This is a genomic window from Pseudomonas sp. TWRC1-2, assembly GCF_049896685.1.
Taxonomy (GTDB): Bacteria; Pseudomonadota; Gammaproteobacteria; order Pseudomonadales; family Pseudomonadaceae; genus Aquipseudomonas.
Genome location: NZ_JAFCUU010000002.1, coordinates 736186 through 750869, shown reverse-complemented (window position 1 = coordinate 750869; position 14684 = coordinate 736186). Strand labels below are relative to the sequence as shown.

16 protein-coding genes are annotated in these 14684 nt (G+C 62.0%); all 16 read left to right on the top strand.

The genetic code is table 11. The features are described 5' to 3' along the window. The first annotated feature begins 65 nt into the window (after positions 1-65). The 16 genes from acpP to ACP7B3_RS07860 all read left to right on the top strand — a co-directional run bounded on the left by acpP (position 66) and on the right by ACP7B3_RS07860 (position 14675). A complete protein-coding gene (acpP, locus tag ACP7B3_RS07935) occupies positions 66-302 on the top strand; it encodes an acyl carrier protein (RefSeq protein ID WP_016973676.1) in 237 nt (78 codons plus the stop codon). A 144-nt stretch (positions 303-446) separates the two neighbouring features. Then, positions 447-1691 carry a beta-ketoacyl-ACP synthase II gene (gene fabF, locus ACP7B3_RS07930; protein ID WP_426178591.1) on the top strand — a complete coding sequence of 415 codons (1245 nt, stop codon included), beginning with the start codon at positions 447-449 and terminating at the stop codon, positions 1689-1691. After that, positions 1691-2506 (top strand): aminodeoxychorismate lyase, encoded by an 816-nt coding sequence (pabC, locus tag ACP7B3_RS07925; RefSeq protein ID WP_426178590.1) that lies wholly within the window; start codon positions 1691-1693, stop codon positions 2504-2506. The genes fabF and pabC overlap by 1 nt, the downstream gene beginning before the upstream one ends. Position 2507: 1 nt before the next feature. Then, complete coding sequence (gene mltG / locus ACP7B3_RS07920) at positions 2508-3665, top strand: endolytic transglycosylase MltG (protein ID WP_262208519.1); 1158 nt, start codon at positions 2508-2510, stop codon at positions 3663-3665. A gap of 19 nt (positions 3666-3684) precedes the next feature. Beyond that, complete coding sequence (gene tmk / locus ACP7B3_RS07915) at positions 3685-4317, top strand: dTMP kinase (RefSeq protein WP_369301421.1); 633 nt, start codon at positions 3685-3687, stop codon at positions 4315-4317. Beyond that, on the top strand, positions 4310-5299 hold the full coding sequence (locus ACP7B3_RS07910; RefSeq protein WP_106576160.1) for a DNA polymerase III subunit delta': 990 nt from the start codon (positions 4310-4312) through the stop codon (positions 5297-5299). Before tmk ends, ACP7B3_RS07910 begins: the two co-directional genes overlap by 8 nt. A gap of 62 nt (positions 5300-5361) precedes the next feature. Then, positions 5362-6147 carry a TatD family hydrolase gene (locus ACP7B3_RS07905; RefSeq protein ID WP_426178589.1) on the top strand — a complete coding sequence of 262 codons (786 nt, stop codon included), beginning with the start codon at positions 5362-5364 and terminating at the stop codon, positions 6145-6147. 443 nt (positions 6148-6590) lie between these two features. Further along, positions 6591-7259, top strand: a complete 669-nt coding sequence (locus ACP7B3_RS07900; protein WP_106576163.1) for a TetR/AcrR family transcriptional regulator — start codon at positions 6591-6593, stop codon at positions 7257-7259. A 139-nt stretch (positions 7260-7398) separates the two neighbouring features. Further along, positions 7399-8367, top strand: a complete 969-nt coding sequence (locus ACP7B3_RS07895) for a GTP 3',8-cyclase MoaA (protein WP_145159273.1) — start codon at positions 7399-7401, stop codon at positions 8365-8367. 108 nt (positions 8368-8475) lie between these two features. Further along, on the top strand, positions 8476-9081 hold the full coding sequence (locus ACP7B3_RS07890; protein ID WP_106576165.1) for a DUF4823 domain-containing protein: 606 nt from the start codon (positions 8476-8478) through the stop codon (positions 9079-9081). A 19-nt stretch (positions 9082-9100) separates the two neighbouring features. After that, complete coding sequence (locus tag ACP7B3_RS07885; protein ID WP_262208516.1) at positions 9101-9661, top strand: DUF1285 domain-containing protein; 561 nt, start codon at positions 9101-9103, stop codon at positions 9659-9661. Between the two features lie 70 nt (positions 9662-9731). After that, positions 9732-10445, top strand: a complete 714-nt coding sequence (locus ACP7B3_RS07880) for a GntR family transcriptional regulator (protein WP_145159269.1) — start codon at positions 9732-9734, stop codon at positions 10443-10445. After that, positions 10442-11443: an ADP-ribosylglycohydrolase family protein gene (locus ACP7B3_RS07875; protein ID WP_145159267.1), complete on the top strand. Its 1002-nt coding sequence runs from the start codon at positions 10442-10444 to the stop codon at positions 11441-11443. The genes ACP7B3_RS07880 and ACP7B3_RS07875 overlap by 4 nt, the downstream gene beginning before the upstream one ends. Before the next feature lie 101 nt (positions 11444-11544). Then, a complete protein-coding gene (locus tag ACP7B3_RS07870; protein WP_426178588.1) occupies positions 11545-13011 on the top strand; it encodes a purine-cytosine permease family protein in 1467 nt (488 codons plus the stop codon). Continuing rightward, entirely contained in the window at positions 13004-13921 is a 918-nt protein-coding gene (locus tag ACP7B3_RS07865; RefSeq protein ID WP_369301417.1) for a PfkB family carbohydrate kinase, read from the top strand. Before ACP7B3_RS07870 ends, ACP7B3_RS07865 begins: the two co-directional genes overlap by 8 nt. Positions 13922-13946: 25 nt before the next feature. Beyond that, the gene (locus ACP7B3_RS07860) at positions 13947-14675 is read left to right on the top strand and encodes a class I SAM-dependent methyltransferase (protein WP_426178587.1); all 729 of its coding nucleotides are present in this window, start codon (positions 13947-13949) and stop codon (positions 14673-14675) included. Positions 14676-14684 lie beyond the last annotated feature (9 nt).

Here is a 14684-nt window from a genome sequence, read left to right as displayed (position 1 = left end):
TGGCTTTCTATACACTTACCCACTGGCCAGCTGCCTGAATTTGTCCATTAGGAGTTAAACAAGGTATGAGCACCATCGAAGAACGCGTCAAGAAAATCGTCGCCGAGCAACTGGGCGTTAAAGAAGAAGAAGTGACCAACAGCGCTTCCTTCGTAGAAGACCTGGGTGCCGATTCCCTTGACACCGTTGAGCTGGTGATGGCTCTGGAAGAGGAATTCGAGACCGAAATCCCGGACGAAGAAGCTGAAAAAATCACTACTGTTCAAGCTGCTATCGACTACGTTACTGCCCACCAGGCGTAATAGTTTGTAGTCGTCGCTTGCTGTTAGGGAAAAACCGCACTGCTGTAACGGCGTGCGGTTTTTTCTTTAGCTCTGATGAAACTTCAGCGCTGATAAAATGCGTGCTGAAGCGAAGTGTCGCCATCAAGAAAAAAGGAGAGTGCTGTGTCGCGTAGACGCGTCGTAGTCACCGGTATGGGTATGTTGTCGCCACTGGGTACGGATGTGCCAAGCAGTTGGCAGGGCATTCTGGCTGGCCACAGTGGTATCGGTCTGATCGAGCACACGGACCTTTCTGCCTATTCCACCCGTTTTGGCGGCTCGGTAAAGGGCTTTAATGTCGAGGAATACCTCTCGATCAAAGAGTCCCGCAAACTCGACCTGTTCATTCAGTACGGCCTGGCAGCCGGTTTTCAGGCGGTGCGTAATGCCGGCCTGGAAGTCACCGACGCCAACCGTGACCGCATCGGCGTGGCCATGGGTTCGGGTATTGGCGGTTTGACCAATATCGAAGAAACCAGCCGCACGCTGCACGATTCCGGCCCCCGTCGAATTTCACCGTTCTTCGTGCCGGGCTCGATCATCAATATGATTTCCGGCTTCCTGTCCATCCATTTGGGTGCGCAGGGGCCTAACTACGCCATTGCTACGGCGTGCACCACGGGCACTCACTGCATCGGCATGGCGGCGCGTAACATCGCCTATGACGAGGCGGACGTGATGATCGCCGGTGGCGCTGAAATGGCCGCCTGCGGCCTGGGCATGGGCGGCTTCGGCGCGTCCCGTGCGCTGTCGACGCGCAATGACGAACCGACCCGTGCCAGCCGTCCGTGGGACAAGGGCCGTGACGGTTTTGTACTGTCTGACGGCGCCGGTGCCCTGGTGCTCGAAGAGTTGGAGCATGCCAAGGCGCGTGGCGCCACCATCTACGCCGAGCTGATCGGCTTTGGCATGAGCGGCGATGCCTATCACATGACGTCGCCACCGTCCGACGGTGCCGGCGCTGCGCGCTGCATCACCAATGCGTTGCGCGACGCGAAGGTGAATCCCGACCAGGTGCAGTACATCAACGCTCACGGCACCTCGACCCCGACCGGCGACCTGGCGGAAGCCGAGGCCATCAAGTCGGTGTTTGGCGAGCACGCCTACAAGCTGGCGGTCAGTTCCACCAAGTCCATGACCGGCCACCTGTTGGGTGCGGCAGGCGCGGTCGAGGCGATCTTCAGCGTAATGGCCATCAAGGATCAGGTCGCTACGCCGACCATCAACCTTGATGAGCCGGACGAGGGTTGCGACCTGAACTTCGTGCCCCACGAAGCCCAGCCGATGCCAATCGACGTGGTGATATCCAACTCCTTCGGGTTTGGTGGCACCAACGGCTCCCTGGTGTTCCGCCGGTTCGCCGAGTGATGCACAGCTGGGTCGACGGTCAGCCAGCGGACAGCGTGCCCCTGAAAGATCGCGGCCTGGCGTACGGTGATGGGCTGTTTGAAACCATCGCCGTCAAGGCCGGGCAGCCCGTGCTGCTCGACCGCCACCTGCAACGCCTCGAGGAGGGCTGCCGGCGCCTTGCGTTGATCACGGATCACGCACTGATCCGCGATGAAGTCCTGGCTTACGCCGCCGCTCTTGGCGACGCAGTGCTTAAGTTGATCCTCACCCGCGGCGACAGCCAGCGCGGTTATGGCATCAACCCCGGCGCCCCGGTGCGCCGTATCTTGCAGGGCAATCCGCCCGCGACCTATCCCCACGCTCACGCAACCGACGGCATCCGCCTGTTTGCGTGCGCTACCCGTTTGGCCGAGCAGCCGTTGCTCGCCGGTCTCAAGCACCTTAATCGTCTGGAACAAGTGATCGCCCGCGCCGAGTGGCAGGATGCCGAGCATGCCGAAGGTTTAATGCTGGATATGTCTGGTCGCGTTATCGAGGGCGTGTTCAGCAACCTGTTCCTGGTTCGCAATGGCGTGTTACTGACCGCTGATCTGAATCGTTGTGGCGTTGCCGGGGTCATGCGCGCCGAGATTCTGGCCCAGGCGCACGCACTGGGTATCCCGCTGGCCGTGGCCGACATCAGCGTTGAGCAGTTACAGCAGGCCGATGAAGTCTTCGTGTGCAACAGCGTTTATGGCATTTGGCCGGTGCGCAGTTGCGCTGCGATGAGCTGGTCGGTTGGGCCGCTCACCCGTAAACTGCAGGGCATTGTTCGCGCGCTATTGGATATTTGAGTTGATACGAAAACTGGTTTTACTGCTGCAGATCGGCCTGGTCTCGGCAGGCTTGCTGCTGGGCTTCTCGGCCTGGAAGCTCGATTCTGCCTTGAAGCAGCCCCTGAATCTGACCCAGGAACAATTGCTTGATGTGCCTGCCGGGTCGACCCCGACGGGCACCTTCAATCGCCTCGAAGCCGAAGGCGTGCTGGATGATGCTTTCTGGTTGCGCCTGTACTGGCGCTTCAACCTCGACGGCCAGCCGCTGCACAGCGGCGAATACCGCATGACCCCAGGCCTTACCGCCGAAGGCTTGATTGGCCTGTGGCAGCGCGGCGAAGTGGTGCAATACAGCCTGACGCTGGTCGAAGGCTGGAACTTCCGTCAGGTGCGGTCGGCCCTCGCCAAGCATGAAAAGATCGTGCAGACCCTGTCGGGCCTGAGTGACAGTGAAGTGATGGACAAGCTTGGTCATCCCGGCGTGTTCCCCGAAGGGCGGTTCTTTCCTGACACTTACCGCTTCGTGCGCGGCATGACCGACGTCGAATTCCTCAAAAAAGCCTACAACCGCCTGGATGATGTACTTGCCCAGGAGTGGAGCAAACGCGCCGCCGATGCGCCCTACACCGACCCTTACCAAGCGCTGATCATGGCCTCCCTGGTCGAGAAAGAGACCGGTGTGCCGGAAGAGCGCGGGCAAATCGCCGGCGTGTTTGTGCGGCGCATGAAGATCGGCATGTTGCTGCAGACCGACCCGACAGTGATCTACGGCCTGGGCGAGCGCTACAACGGCAAGTTGACCCGCGCGCATCTCAAAGAAGCCAACCCTTACAACACCTACATGATCGCCGGCCTGCCGCCGACGCCGATCGCGATGGTCGGCCGCGAGGCGATTCATGCGGCGTTGAACCCGGTGCCGGGCAGCAGCCTGTATTTCGTCGCCCGTGGCGATGGCAGCCATATTTTCTCCGATGACTTGGATGCGCATAATGCCGCCGTGCGCGAGTTTCAGCTCAAGCGCCGTGCCGATTACCGTTCCAGCCCTGCGCCGGCGGTGAAACCGGCGGAAGACGCGGCGCCTCCTGCCGAAGCACCGACCGAAGCACCGACCGAAGCGCCGGTTGAAAAGCCCGTCGAGGCTGCGCCCGATACCGCCGCGCCGCAAAGCCCGCAATGACTCTGACTAAGGACTGCCTGTGACTGGCTTGTTTATTACCCTGGAAGGCCCGGAAGGCGCCGGCAAAAGTACCAACCGCGATTACCTGGCCGAACGCCTGCGTGCGGCGGGCATCGAGGTGGTATTGACCCGCGAGCCCGGTGGCACACCCCTCGCCGAGCGCATCCGTGAAGTATTGCTGGCCCCGGGTGAAGAACCGATGAACGCGGACACCGAGCTGCTGCTGGTGTTTGCTGCACGCGCTCAGCACCTGGCCGAGGTGATTCGCCCAGCCCTTGCGCGTGGCGCGGTGGTGATTTGCGACCGTTTTACCGATTCGACCTATGCCTACCAGGGCGGCGGGCGCGGCTTGTGCCTGGCGCGTATCGCCACGTTGGAAACTTTCGTCCAGGGCGATTTGCGTCCAGACCTGACCCTGCTGTTCGACCTGCCGGTGGAAGTGGGGATGGCCCGCGCCAGTGCCCGGGGTCGCCTGGACCGCTTCGAACTGGAAGGCCAGGTGTTTTTCGATGCGGTGCGCAGCGCGTTCCTGCAACGCGCCAAGGCGGAGCCCGCGCGCTACCACCTGCTGGACGCCGCCCAGCCGCTGGCGCAGGTACAGCAGGCCATTGACGCCCTGGTGCCGACGCTGCTGGAGCGCGCTCGTGGCTGAGGCCTATCCGTGGCAGGACAGCCTCTGGCAGCAACTGGCCGGGCGTGCCCAGCATGCGCATGCGTATTTGCTGCATGGGCCAGCGGGTATCGGCAAGCGTGCGTTGGCCGAGCGCCTGATGGCCAGCCTGTTATGCCAGCGTCCGGTCAATCTGGAGGCTTGCGGTGAGTGCAAATCCTGCCTGCTACTCAAGGCCGGCAGCCACCCTGACAACTACCTGCTGGAGCCCGAGGAAGCCGACAAGGCGATCAAAGTCGACCAGGTGCGTGACCTCGTCAGCTTCGTGGTGCAGACCGCGCAGATGGGCGGGCGCAAAGTGGTGCTGATCGAGCCGGTGGAGGCGATGAACATCAACGCCGCCAACGCCTTGCTAAAAAGCCTGGAAGAGCCGTCGGGCGATACGGTGCTGTTGCTGGTGAGTCACCAGTCCAGTCGCCTGTTGCCGACCATTCGCAGTCGTTGCGTGCAGCAGGCCTGCCCATTGCCGAGCGAAGCGATGAGCCTGCAGTGGCTGGCGCAGGCGCTGCCCGAGTGCGGCGAAGACGAACGCGTCGAGTTGCTGACCCTGGCTGCAGGTTCCCCCTTGGCGGCCGTGAAGCTGCACGCCCAGGGCGTGCGTGAGCAACGTGCGCTGGTGGTCGATGGCGTGAAGAAGCTGCTCAAGCAGGAGCTGTCCGCGACGCAACTGGCCGAAAGCGCGTGGAAGGATATTCCGTTATTGCTGCTGTTCGACTGGTTCTGTGACTGGTCGAGCCTCATCCTGCGCTACCAGTTGACCCAGGATGAAACCGGCCTGGGCCTGCCGGACATGCGCAAAGTGGTGCAGTACCTGGCGCAGAAAAGCGCGCAGGACAAGGTGCTGAATATCCAGGACTGGATTCTGGCCCAGCGCCAGAAGGTGCTCGGCAAAGCCAACCTCAACCGCGTGCTGTTACTCGAAGCATTGCTGGTGCAGTGGGTCGGCTTGCTCGGCCGGCGTTAATTTCCGCGGCCGACGGTGTATCGTCGGCCAGACACTTTCCGTGACTCAAGTTGTACATTCCTATGCTCGTAGATTCCCATTGCCACCTTGATCGCCTCGACCTTGCCCAGCATGGTGGCTCCCTCGACGCTGCCCTTGAAGCTGCGCGCCAGCGTGGAGTAGGGCACTTCCTGTGTATTGGTGTCAGCGCTGAAAACGCCGCCGACGTCAAAGCGCTGGCTGATCGTTATGCCGATGTTGACTGTTCGGTGGGCATTCACCCGCTGGACCTCAAGCCCGGCGAAGCCCCCGCCCTCGATTGGCTCCTGGGCGAACTCAATCACCCACGCGTGGTGGCGATTGGCGAAACCGGACTGGATTACCACTACGAGCCCGAAGCCGCTGAGTTGCAGCAGGCGTCGTTCCGCCTGCACCTGCAGGCCGCCCAGCAAACCGGCAAACCGGTGATCGTTCACACCCGTGGCGCCCGCGCAGACACCCTGACGCTGCTGCGCGAGGCCGCGTTGCCCCAGGCCGGCGTGCTGCATTGCTTCACCGAAGACTGGGACATGGCCAAGGCCGCACTGGACCTGGGCTTCTACATTTCCCTGTCGGGCATCGTCACCTTCCGCAACGCCGATGCCCTGCGTGATGTGGCGCGCCAGGTGCCGGCCGACCGCCTGCTGGTGGAAACCGATTCGCCGTATCTGGCGCCCATCCCCCATCGCGGCAAGCCGAACCTGCCGGAATACGTGCGCGATGTGGCGGATTACCTGGCAATGCTGCGGGGTGAGTCGTACGAACGCTTCGCCGAGCAGACCTCCGAAAACTTCAAGCGCCTGTTCCCACTGGCCCACGTCGGCTGCTGATACGGCCAAATTGCAGGCAAAAAAAACCCGGGTTCTGGGGGGTGAATCCGGGCTAAGACCATTAGGAGTAAACAAGGGTACACAGTCCGTCGGTACCCAGGTCGACGCGTCACTTGGGGGAGATGCCACGCCGACAGTTCAAGTATTGATCAGGATCCCATTCAGTCCAGTCGCATCTGATCGTTTTTTAAACAGATTTGGAATACGCGCGCTTCGCTTGAGTTCTCATTGCGCAGGTGCACGGGTGCCATTTATGTGTATTGTTTCTGACTGAGAAGGGCGAAAACGTTGGCGCGCTGAAAGTTAAGTGTGTAACGGGTTCACATAGGCGTTGCCCAACGACTGTTCAGTCGGGATAATCCCTCGCACTGGGTAAATCGTATCGCCACGTATCAATGGCCCTGCGCAACCCTCCCACTTTGACCTCTGCAGACTTCTCCCTCATGCAAAAAGAACCCCGTAAGGTCCGTGAGTTTCGCCGCCGTGAGCAGGAAATTCTCGACACTGCACTCAAGCTTTTCCTCGAACAAGGTGAAGACAGCGTCACCGTCGAGATGATTGCGGATGCCGTGGGTATCGGCAAAGGCACGATCTACAAGCACTTCAAGTCAAAGGCCGAGATCTACCTGCGCCTGATGCTCGACTACGAGCGCGACTTGAACGAGCTGCTGCACTCGGCCGATGTCGATAAAGACAAAGAAGCCTTGTCCCGCGCCTATTTCGAGTTCCGCATGCGTGATCCGCAGCGCTACCGCCTGTTCGATCGCCTGGAAGAAAAAGTGGTCAAGGGCAATCAGGTTCCGGAAATGGTCGAGGAGCTGCACAAGATTCGCGCCTCGAACTTTGAGCGCCTGACCCTGCTGATCAAAGGTCGCATCAGCGAAGGCAAGCTTGAAGATGTGCCGCCTTATTTCCACTACTGCGCCGCCTGGGCGTTGGTGCACGGCGCCGTGGCGCTGTACCACTCGCCGTTCTGGAGCAACGTGCTGGAAGATCAGGAAGGTTTCTTCCAGTTCCTGATGGACATCGGCGTGCGCATGGGCAACAAACGCAAGCACAGCGCTGAACTGCCGGGCGCTGAGCCCAAGAGCGGTGAAACCCCCGCTGCTTGAGCTATTCCCGACAGTGATGGCGCAATGATTTACTGCCAGTTGCAGTACCCCAGGAATATACTCAGGCAAGGACCTTGCTAAAAGTTGATTTATAGGTCAGCTTTTAGCGCGCCCGAATCATCCTCTGCCGGAGTGATCCATGATCGTTGATCGTCAAGGCAGGCGATTTCGCAACTTGCGAATCAGCCTGACCTCAGCCTGCAACTACGCGTGTACCTACTGCGTGCCTAACGGCAAGCGGCTGGTGGCTGCCCAGGACGAACTCTCGGCCGAGGCTATGGCCCGTGGGGTGGCGTACCTGATCGAAGCGGCAGGCATCGACCGCCTGCGCATCACGGGCGGCGAACCGCTGGTCAGCCCCAAGCTGGAAGCCTTCATGAGCGCGGTCGGCGGAATGGGCCTCAGTGATATCAGCCTGACCACCAACGGCCAATTGCTGGCGCGCAAACTGCCGCTGCTGGTGGATGCCGGCATTCGGCGCATCAACGTTTCCCTCGACACCCTGGACGCCGATGCCTTCCGCAGCATCGCCCGTGGCGGCGACTTGGCCACCGTGCTTGATGGCATGGACCAGGCCCGCGCCGCGGGGATCAAGATCAAAGTGAACATGGTGCCGTTGCGCGGGCAGAACCTGGACCAGGTCATGCCGCTGCTCGACTACTGCCTTGAGCGTGGCTACGAGCTGCGCTTTATCGAACTGATGCGCATGGGCCATCTGGCCAAAGATTCCAACGCCTTCCTGCAGCAATTCGTCAGCCTGCAGCAACTGCTCAGCCTGATCGGTGAACACCACGAATACCTGCAAGCCAACGCGCCAGTAGACGCCACCGCAGTGCGCTACGAGGTGCCGGGCCAGGGCTTCTTTGGTGTCATCGCCAATGAAAGCGTGCCGTTTTGCCGGACGTGTTCGCGTCTGCGTTTGTCGTCTACCGGCTGGCTGCATGGCTGCCTGTCGTCGAGCAACCGGCATTACGTCGGCGACCTGCTCGACCTGCCGCGCCATCAGGCGCTCCCCGCCTTGCAAGGCCTGCTGATGAAGGCCCTGGGCGACAAACAGGAAGTGGCCTTCTCCGGCGGTGCCACCATCATGAAGATCATTGGCGGCTAGCCCACGCACGCTCCTCCCACATTTCATTTGCGGCGCTGCCGGATGGCGCGGATTCTGCATCTCACGCCCATTCGCCGGTTTTCCGTCACCGGCTTCTGGAGGATTAGGATGCGTAGTCTGGTTTTGTTGCTGGCGTCGTTGACGCTGAGTGGTTGCATGACCGTCAGCGATATGGCCGAAGGCACCCGCTATCAGATGAGCGACGCCGGCTTGCTGGACCACAGTGATACCCGCCGCACTGCGTCGATTCGCATACAGCCGGACTCTTTTGTCTTTATCGCCCAAGGTGCGTTTGTGCCGCCGGGCAGCGCTTATCCGCGACCCAACGTGGTGGCCGAAGAAGCCTTCAACGGCTTTGTCGAATACTTCCCGATGGTGCGCCGCGCGCGCAAGCCCGAAGGCCTGGAGCAGGCGATGGCCGAAGCCCGTGGGGCGGGTGCGCATTACCTGTTGTATTGCCGCTTCGCTGCAGCCGATGACCGCATCGGCAATGCCGATGAATGGACGGATCAACAGGCGCTGGACCGCGTCGGGCTGGACAGCGGCGTCATCCAGATCATGTTGATCGAGACCAGCACCCAGTATTTGATTGATACTGCACGTATTCGCAGTCGTGGCGGTTTACTGACGTTCCACGACAACAAGCCAGAAGATCTGATTGCCCGCCCCCTGGCGCAGTACGCCCGCGGCCTGCTGGGCATGGGAGATCAGTAAAAAACTCAAGGAGAACTGCATGTCCGATTCCGCCAAGGCCAATGACCTGTTGGCTCAATTGCCCAAGGGCAAGGGGCCGGCACCGGTGCACCTGTGGAATCCGGATTTCTGCGGCAACATCGACATGCGCATCGCCCGCGATGGCACTTGGTTTTACCAAGGCACGCCGATCGGGCGCAAGCCGATGGTCAAGTTGTTCTCCAACATCATTCGCCGCGACGGTGATGATTATTTTCTGGTGACGCCGGTAGAGAAGGTCGGCATCACCGTCGATGACGCACCGTTCGTGGCGATAACCCTTGAGGTGCAAGGGCAGGGCGAAAGCCAGGTGCTGCACTTCACTACCAATGTCGACGAGCACGTCGAGGCCAGCCTCGAACACCCGCTGCGCGTCGAAATCGACCCCATCACCCAGGAGCCCGCGCCCTATTTGCGTGTGCGCACCAACCTCGAAGCCCTCGTTCATCGCAATGTTTTCTACCAACTGGTCGAGTTGGCGGTCAGCCGTCCGATCAACGGTCAGAACTGGCTTGGCGTATGGAGCGCCGGGGAGTTTTTCCGCATTGGCCTGGAGCCCTGAGGCCGGCTTTTTCACCTTCCTGAAATAATTCGCTTGCTGTCATCGGGCGCTATCGGTTATCAATTTGTACATGATTAGACATGTCCGATTTGATAAGAAAAAACGCGTCGTCGACGAGCTTATCCGCCGTATCGAGGCGGGGGTGATGGCCGACGGTTTCCTGCTGCCAGGCGAGCACCAGCTGGCCGAAGAGTTTGCGGTCAGCCGTGGCACGTTGCGCGAAGCCCTGGCCGAGCTCAAACGCCGCAACTACATTGCGACCCAGAGCGGCGTCGGCTCCATCGTCACGTTCGACGGCATGGTGCTCGACCAACACAGCGGCTGGGCCCAGGCCCTGGCGGACACGGGGGCGCTGGTCACCACCGACGTCCTGCGCCTGGAAGCCGTGACCCGGCCCGACCTGCTCAGCCGTTTCGGCAGCGACCAATTTATCGCCCTCGACCGTCGCCGGCGTACCACCGATGGCACGGCGGTGTCGCTGGAGCGCTCGCTGATGCCCGCCTCCGGTGGCCTGGAAGGCCTGCCCCGCGTCGGCCTGATCGACAATTCCCTGACCATCACCCTGGCCGCCTACGGCTACGTTGGCGCCGAAGGTGACCAATGGATCGGCGCCGAGCCCCTCAGCGACGAAGACGCCGAGCTGCTTGGCCGCCCTGCGGGCACGGTGTTTCTCAAGGCCTCGCGCACCACCTACGACCGCCGCGAGCGCTTCATGGAGTACGTCGAAAGTTTGCTCGACCCTCTGCACTTTCGCCTGCACCTGCAGTTTGGAGCGTCAAAATGACCCCGCAAAACCGCGCCCTCGGCGCCTTCTATGGCCTGGCGTTGGGCGACGCATTGGGCATGCCCACCCAGTCCTTGAGTCGCGAGCAGGTGCAACAGCGCTTCGGTGCCATCACGGGTTTGGAAGACGCCGACGCCGACCAACCCATTGCGCCAAACATGCCGGCCGGTTCGATCACCGATGACACTGAGCAGGCGATCCTGGTCGGCGAGTTACTGGTTGAAGGCCACGGCAAGATCGAACCGACCGTGCTCGCCCAGCGCTTGATCGACTGGGAAGCGGCGATGCGCGCCAAGGGCTCCCAGGATTTGCTCGGGCCATCGACCAAGCGCGCCATCGACATGATCCTCGCCGGCCACACCCCGGAAGAGTCCGGGCGCTATGGCACCACCAACGGCGCCGCCATGCGGATCACGCCGGTGGGAATCGCCGCCGATGTCAGCGACCCGGCGCCGTTCATCCAGGCGGTGATCCAGGCCTGCCAGGTCACCCACAACACCACGTTGGGCATCTCCAGCGCGGCCGCTGTTGCGGCGGTGGTCTCAGCCGGTATCAACGGCGTGGACTTGGGCGAAGCGCTCAACATCGGCACGCAGATCGCCCAGCAGGCGGAAAACCATGGTCACTGGATTGCCGGTGGGCGTATTTCCACGCGCATCAGCTGGGCGCGGACCTTGAGCGTCGGCAGCGGCGACAAGGCCCTGTTTGCCGACCTGCTTTACGAACTGATTGGCACCTCTGTCGCCTCCCAGGAATCGGTGGTGGTGTCGTTCGCCCTCGCGCAGCAAGTGGCGGTGGGCGCGATGAATGCTTTTGAAGCCGTGTGCCTGGCTGCCAGCCTTGGCGGCGACACCGACACCATCGCCGCGATGCTCGGCGCGATGTTGGGCGCGTGCCTGGGCATGCAGTGCTGGCCGCCAGCGATGATTGAACAGGTCAAGCGGGTCAATGGCCTGGACTTGCAGCCGCTGGTGCAGGGGCTGCTGCAAATTCGCTAAGCGCCGCAGGCATTGAACTCGCAGAGTCAGGAAGACCGAGAGTCGATTCACCTTGAGTATCTGCCACAACCACAACAATACAGGCACCAGGAGCACCCCTCATGAGCACCACTTCTTCCGGCCAAAGTGCTGGGCAATTGGAAACACGCGGTATCGAACCGGTCCCTGAAGGCGAGTGCAACGGTCATCCGCTGCAACTGTTCTGGGTGTGGTTCGCGGCCAACATCAGCATTCTCGGTTTGCCGCTGGGCGCAACCCTCGTGGCGTTCCGTGGCCTGGCGATCTGGCAGGCGATCATCGTGGCAATCCTCGGCGCCGCCGGCTCGTTCGCCGTGGTGGGCATCATCTCGATTGCCGGCCGCTGCGGGCGTGCACCGAGCCTGACGCTGTCCCGCGCGATCTTCGGCGTGCGCGGCAATATCGGCCCGACCCTTGTGTCGCTGATGTCGCGACTGGGCTGGGAAACCGTCAACACCACCACGGCAGCATTCGTGTTGCTGTCGTTGTGTTCGATCCTGTTCCACTCGCCGGTCGAAGCGAAAAGCGCGCCCGTGCTGACACTGATCTTCATCGCCATCTTCGTGCTGCTGACCCTGTCCGTCTCCGGTCTGGGCCACGCGACCTTGCTGGTGATCCAGAAGTGGGCGACCTACGTATTTGGCGCCTTGAACATCCTGGTGGGCGGCTTCCTCTGCGCCACCATCGACTGGAGCGCGGTGTTCAACGCCACGCCGGCGCCGCTGAGCGCGATGATCATCGGCGTCGGCACCATGGCTGCCGGCACCGGTATCGGCTGGGCCAACGCCGGCGCCGACATGTCGCGCTACCAGCACCGCAGCGTCAAGGCCGTGCGCCTGGTGGCCTCCGCCGCGTTTGGTGCGGGGATTCCGCTGGTGTTGCTGATCACCCTCGGCGGCTTGCTGTCGGTGGGCAACAACGATTTGGCCTCGGCCACTGACCCGATCATCGCGATCCGCGACATGCTGCCCACCTGGATGGCCGTGCCGTACCTGATCACCGCGTTTGGCGGCCTGCTGCTGTCCAATAACCTGTCGGTGTACTCGGCGGGCCTGACCACCTTGACCCTTGGCTTGAAGGTCAAGCGCGTGCACGCGGTGATCGTCGACATCGTCGCGATCTTCGCCGGTTCGATCTACTTCATGCTGATTGCCGACAGTTTCTACGGCCCGTTCATCACGTTCATCTCGCTGCTGGCGGTGCCGATTACGGCGTGGGTCGGGATCTTCGTGGTCGACTTGATTCATCGCCACTACTACAGCCCCAAAGACTTGCTGGACGTGAGCCCAAGCAGTGCCTATTGGTATCGCGGCGGCGTGGAATGGCGTGCGTTCGGCGCCTGGGCCGTGGCCATCGTGCTGGGCTTCAGCTTCACCACCATCGGCACCACAGCCGAAAACATCTGGTTCGCCGGCCCGCTGTCCGACTCATGGCTGGGTCACAACGGGCTGGGCTGGATCGTCACCTTCCTGGTGGCCGGCGGAATTTACGCAGTACTGGGCGGCGCAGCTGACCGTCGTCCGGCTTTAGTAGAGAGCCCCAATGTCTAGATTGCTGCACACCGGCCAGGTCATCGTAGACCTGGTCATGGCCCTCGACACCTTGCCTGCAACTGGCGGCGATGTGCTGGCGCGGTCTGCCAGCTTCGAGGCCGGCGGCGGTTTCAACGTGATGGCCGCCGCCCGACGCAATGGTCTGCCAGTGGTTTACCTCGGCCGCCATGGCAACGGCCGTTTCGGCGACCTGGCGCGCGCGGCCATGCAAGCCGAGGGCGTAGAGATGGCCCAGGCGACCAGCGACGGCAAGGACACCGGCTTATGCGTGTCGCTGACCGAAGCCACCACCGAACGCACCTTCATTTCGCATATCGGCGCTGAAGGGGATTTGAGCGCCGAGGACCTGGCGAACGTCGTGCCGCGCGCGGACGATTACGTGTATGTCAGCGGCTACAGCCTGTTGCTCGAAGGCAAGGCCCAGGCATTGCTTGATTGGCTGCTGGCGCTGGCGCGTGACATCACGGTGGTGTTCGACCCGGGGCCGCTGGTCAAGGCGCCGGACTCGGCGCTGATGGTGGCCTTGCTGCCGCGCATCGACATCTGGACCAGCAACGGCCCGGAAGCCCTGGCGTTTACCGGCGCCGATACCCTGGCCGAGGCATTGCTCGAACTCGAACGGCACTTGCCTGCCGATGCGTTGCTGGTGGTGCGCGATGGGCCGAACGGGTGCTGGGTCAGCCTTCAAGGCGAGGCCAGGCACGTGCCCGGCTTCAAGGTGACCGCCGTGGACAGTAACGGCGCCGGCGATGCGCATGCCGGTGTGTTTCTTGCGGGGTTGGCCAAGGGCTTGACACCGGCTGATGCGGCACGCCGCGCCAATGCGGCCGCAGCGCTGGCGGTCACGCGCTGGGGGCCGGCAACCTCACCTGGGGCTGCCGAAGTGGATGCGTTGTTGGCAGAATAGGCGCCACTCAGCACGGAGCGACGCCATGACCCAGAATATCTACGACACGCCAGCCTTCTTCGAGGGCTACAGCAAAATGGGCCGCTCGGTCGAAGGCTTGGCCGGCGCGCCGGAGTGGCCTGCCTTACAGGCAATGTTGCCGCCGATGGCTGGCTTGAAAGTGGTGGACCTGGGCTGTGGCTATGGCTGGTTCAGCCGCTGGGCGCAGGAGCAGGGCGCGGCTTGTGTGCTGGGGTTGGACGTGTCGCAGAAGATGCTGGCGCGGGCCAAACAGATGACCTCTGCGGCGACCATCACCTATGCCATCGCCGACCTGGAACAGCTCGACCTGCCTGCTGCCTCGTTCGATCTGGCCTACAGCTCGCTGGCCTTTCATTACATCGTCGATCTGAAGGGGCTGTTCGAGCGTATTCACCACGCCCTGGTGCCTGGCGGGGGACTGGTGTTTTCCATCGAGCATCCAATCTTCATGGCACCGCGCAATCCGGGCTGGCTGGTCGATGATCAAGGCCGCAAAAGCTGGCCGGTGGATGGCTATCAATTGGAAGGGCCGCGGGTGACCCATTGGTTGGCCGAAGGCGTGATCAAGCAGCACCGTACGCTGGGCACGTTGCTCACTCTGATGATTCAGGCGGGGTTCACGCTCAGTCACGTGCAGGAGTGGGGGCCAAGCGAAGCGGACCTCATTGCTCGGCCAGCATTGGCCGAAGAACAAGAGCGCCCCATGATGCTGCTGGTATCGGCTCACCGCTGACTCTGGATG

Coding starts and splice junctions, on each gene's coding strand:
- ACP7B3_RS07890 (WP_106576165.1), top strand. CDS start 8,476: ATGCGTAGTCTGGTTTTGTTGCTGGCGTCGTTGACGCTGAGTGGTTGC.
- ACP7B3_RS07870 (WP_426178588.1), top strand. CDS start 11,545: ATGAGCACCACTTCTTCCGGCCAAAGTGCTGGGCAATTGGAAACACGC.
- ACP7B3_RS07900 (WP_106576163.1), top strand. CDS start 6,591: ATGCAAAAAGAACCCCGTAAGGTCCGTGAGTTTCGCCGCCGTGAGCAG.
- ACP7B3_RS07880 (WP_145159269.1), top strand. CDS start 9,732: ATGATTAGACATGTCCGATTTGATAAGAAAAAACGCGTCGTCGACGAG.
- ACP7B3_RS07905 (WP_426178589.1), top strand. CDS start 5,362: ATGCTCGTAGATTCCCATTGCCACCTTGATCGCCTCGACCTTGCCCAG.
- acpP (WP_016973676.1), top strand. CDS start 66: ATGAGCACCATCGAAGAACGCGTCAAGAAAATCGTCGCCGAGCAACTG.
- ACP7B3_RS07885 (WP_262208516.1), top strand. CDS start 9,101: ATGTCCGATTCCGCCAAGGCCAATGACCTGTTGGCTCAATTGCCCAAG.
- pabC (WP_426178590.1), top strand. CDS start 1,691: ATGCACAGCTGGGTCGACGGTCAGCCAGCGGACAGCGTGCCCCTGAAA.
- ACP7B3_RS07865 (WP_369301417.1), top strand. CDS start 13,004: ATGTCTAGATTGCTGCACACCGGCCAGGTCATCGTAGACCTGGTCATG.
- ACP7B3_RS07860 (WP_426178587.1), top strand. CDS start 13,947: ATGACCCAGAATATCTACGACACGCCAGCCTTCTTCGAGGGCTACAGC.
- ACP7B3_RS07875 (WP_145159267.1), top strand. CDS start 10,442: ATGACCCCGCAAAACCGCGCCCTCGGCGCCTTCTATGGCCTGGCGTTG.
- ACP7B3_RS07895 (WP_145159273.1), top strand. CDS start 7,399: ATGATCGTTGATCGTCAAGGCAGGCGATTTCGCAACTTGCGAATCAGC.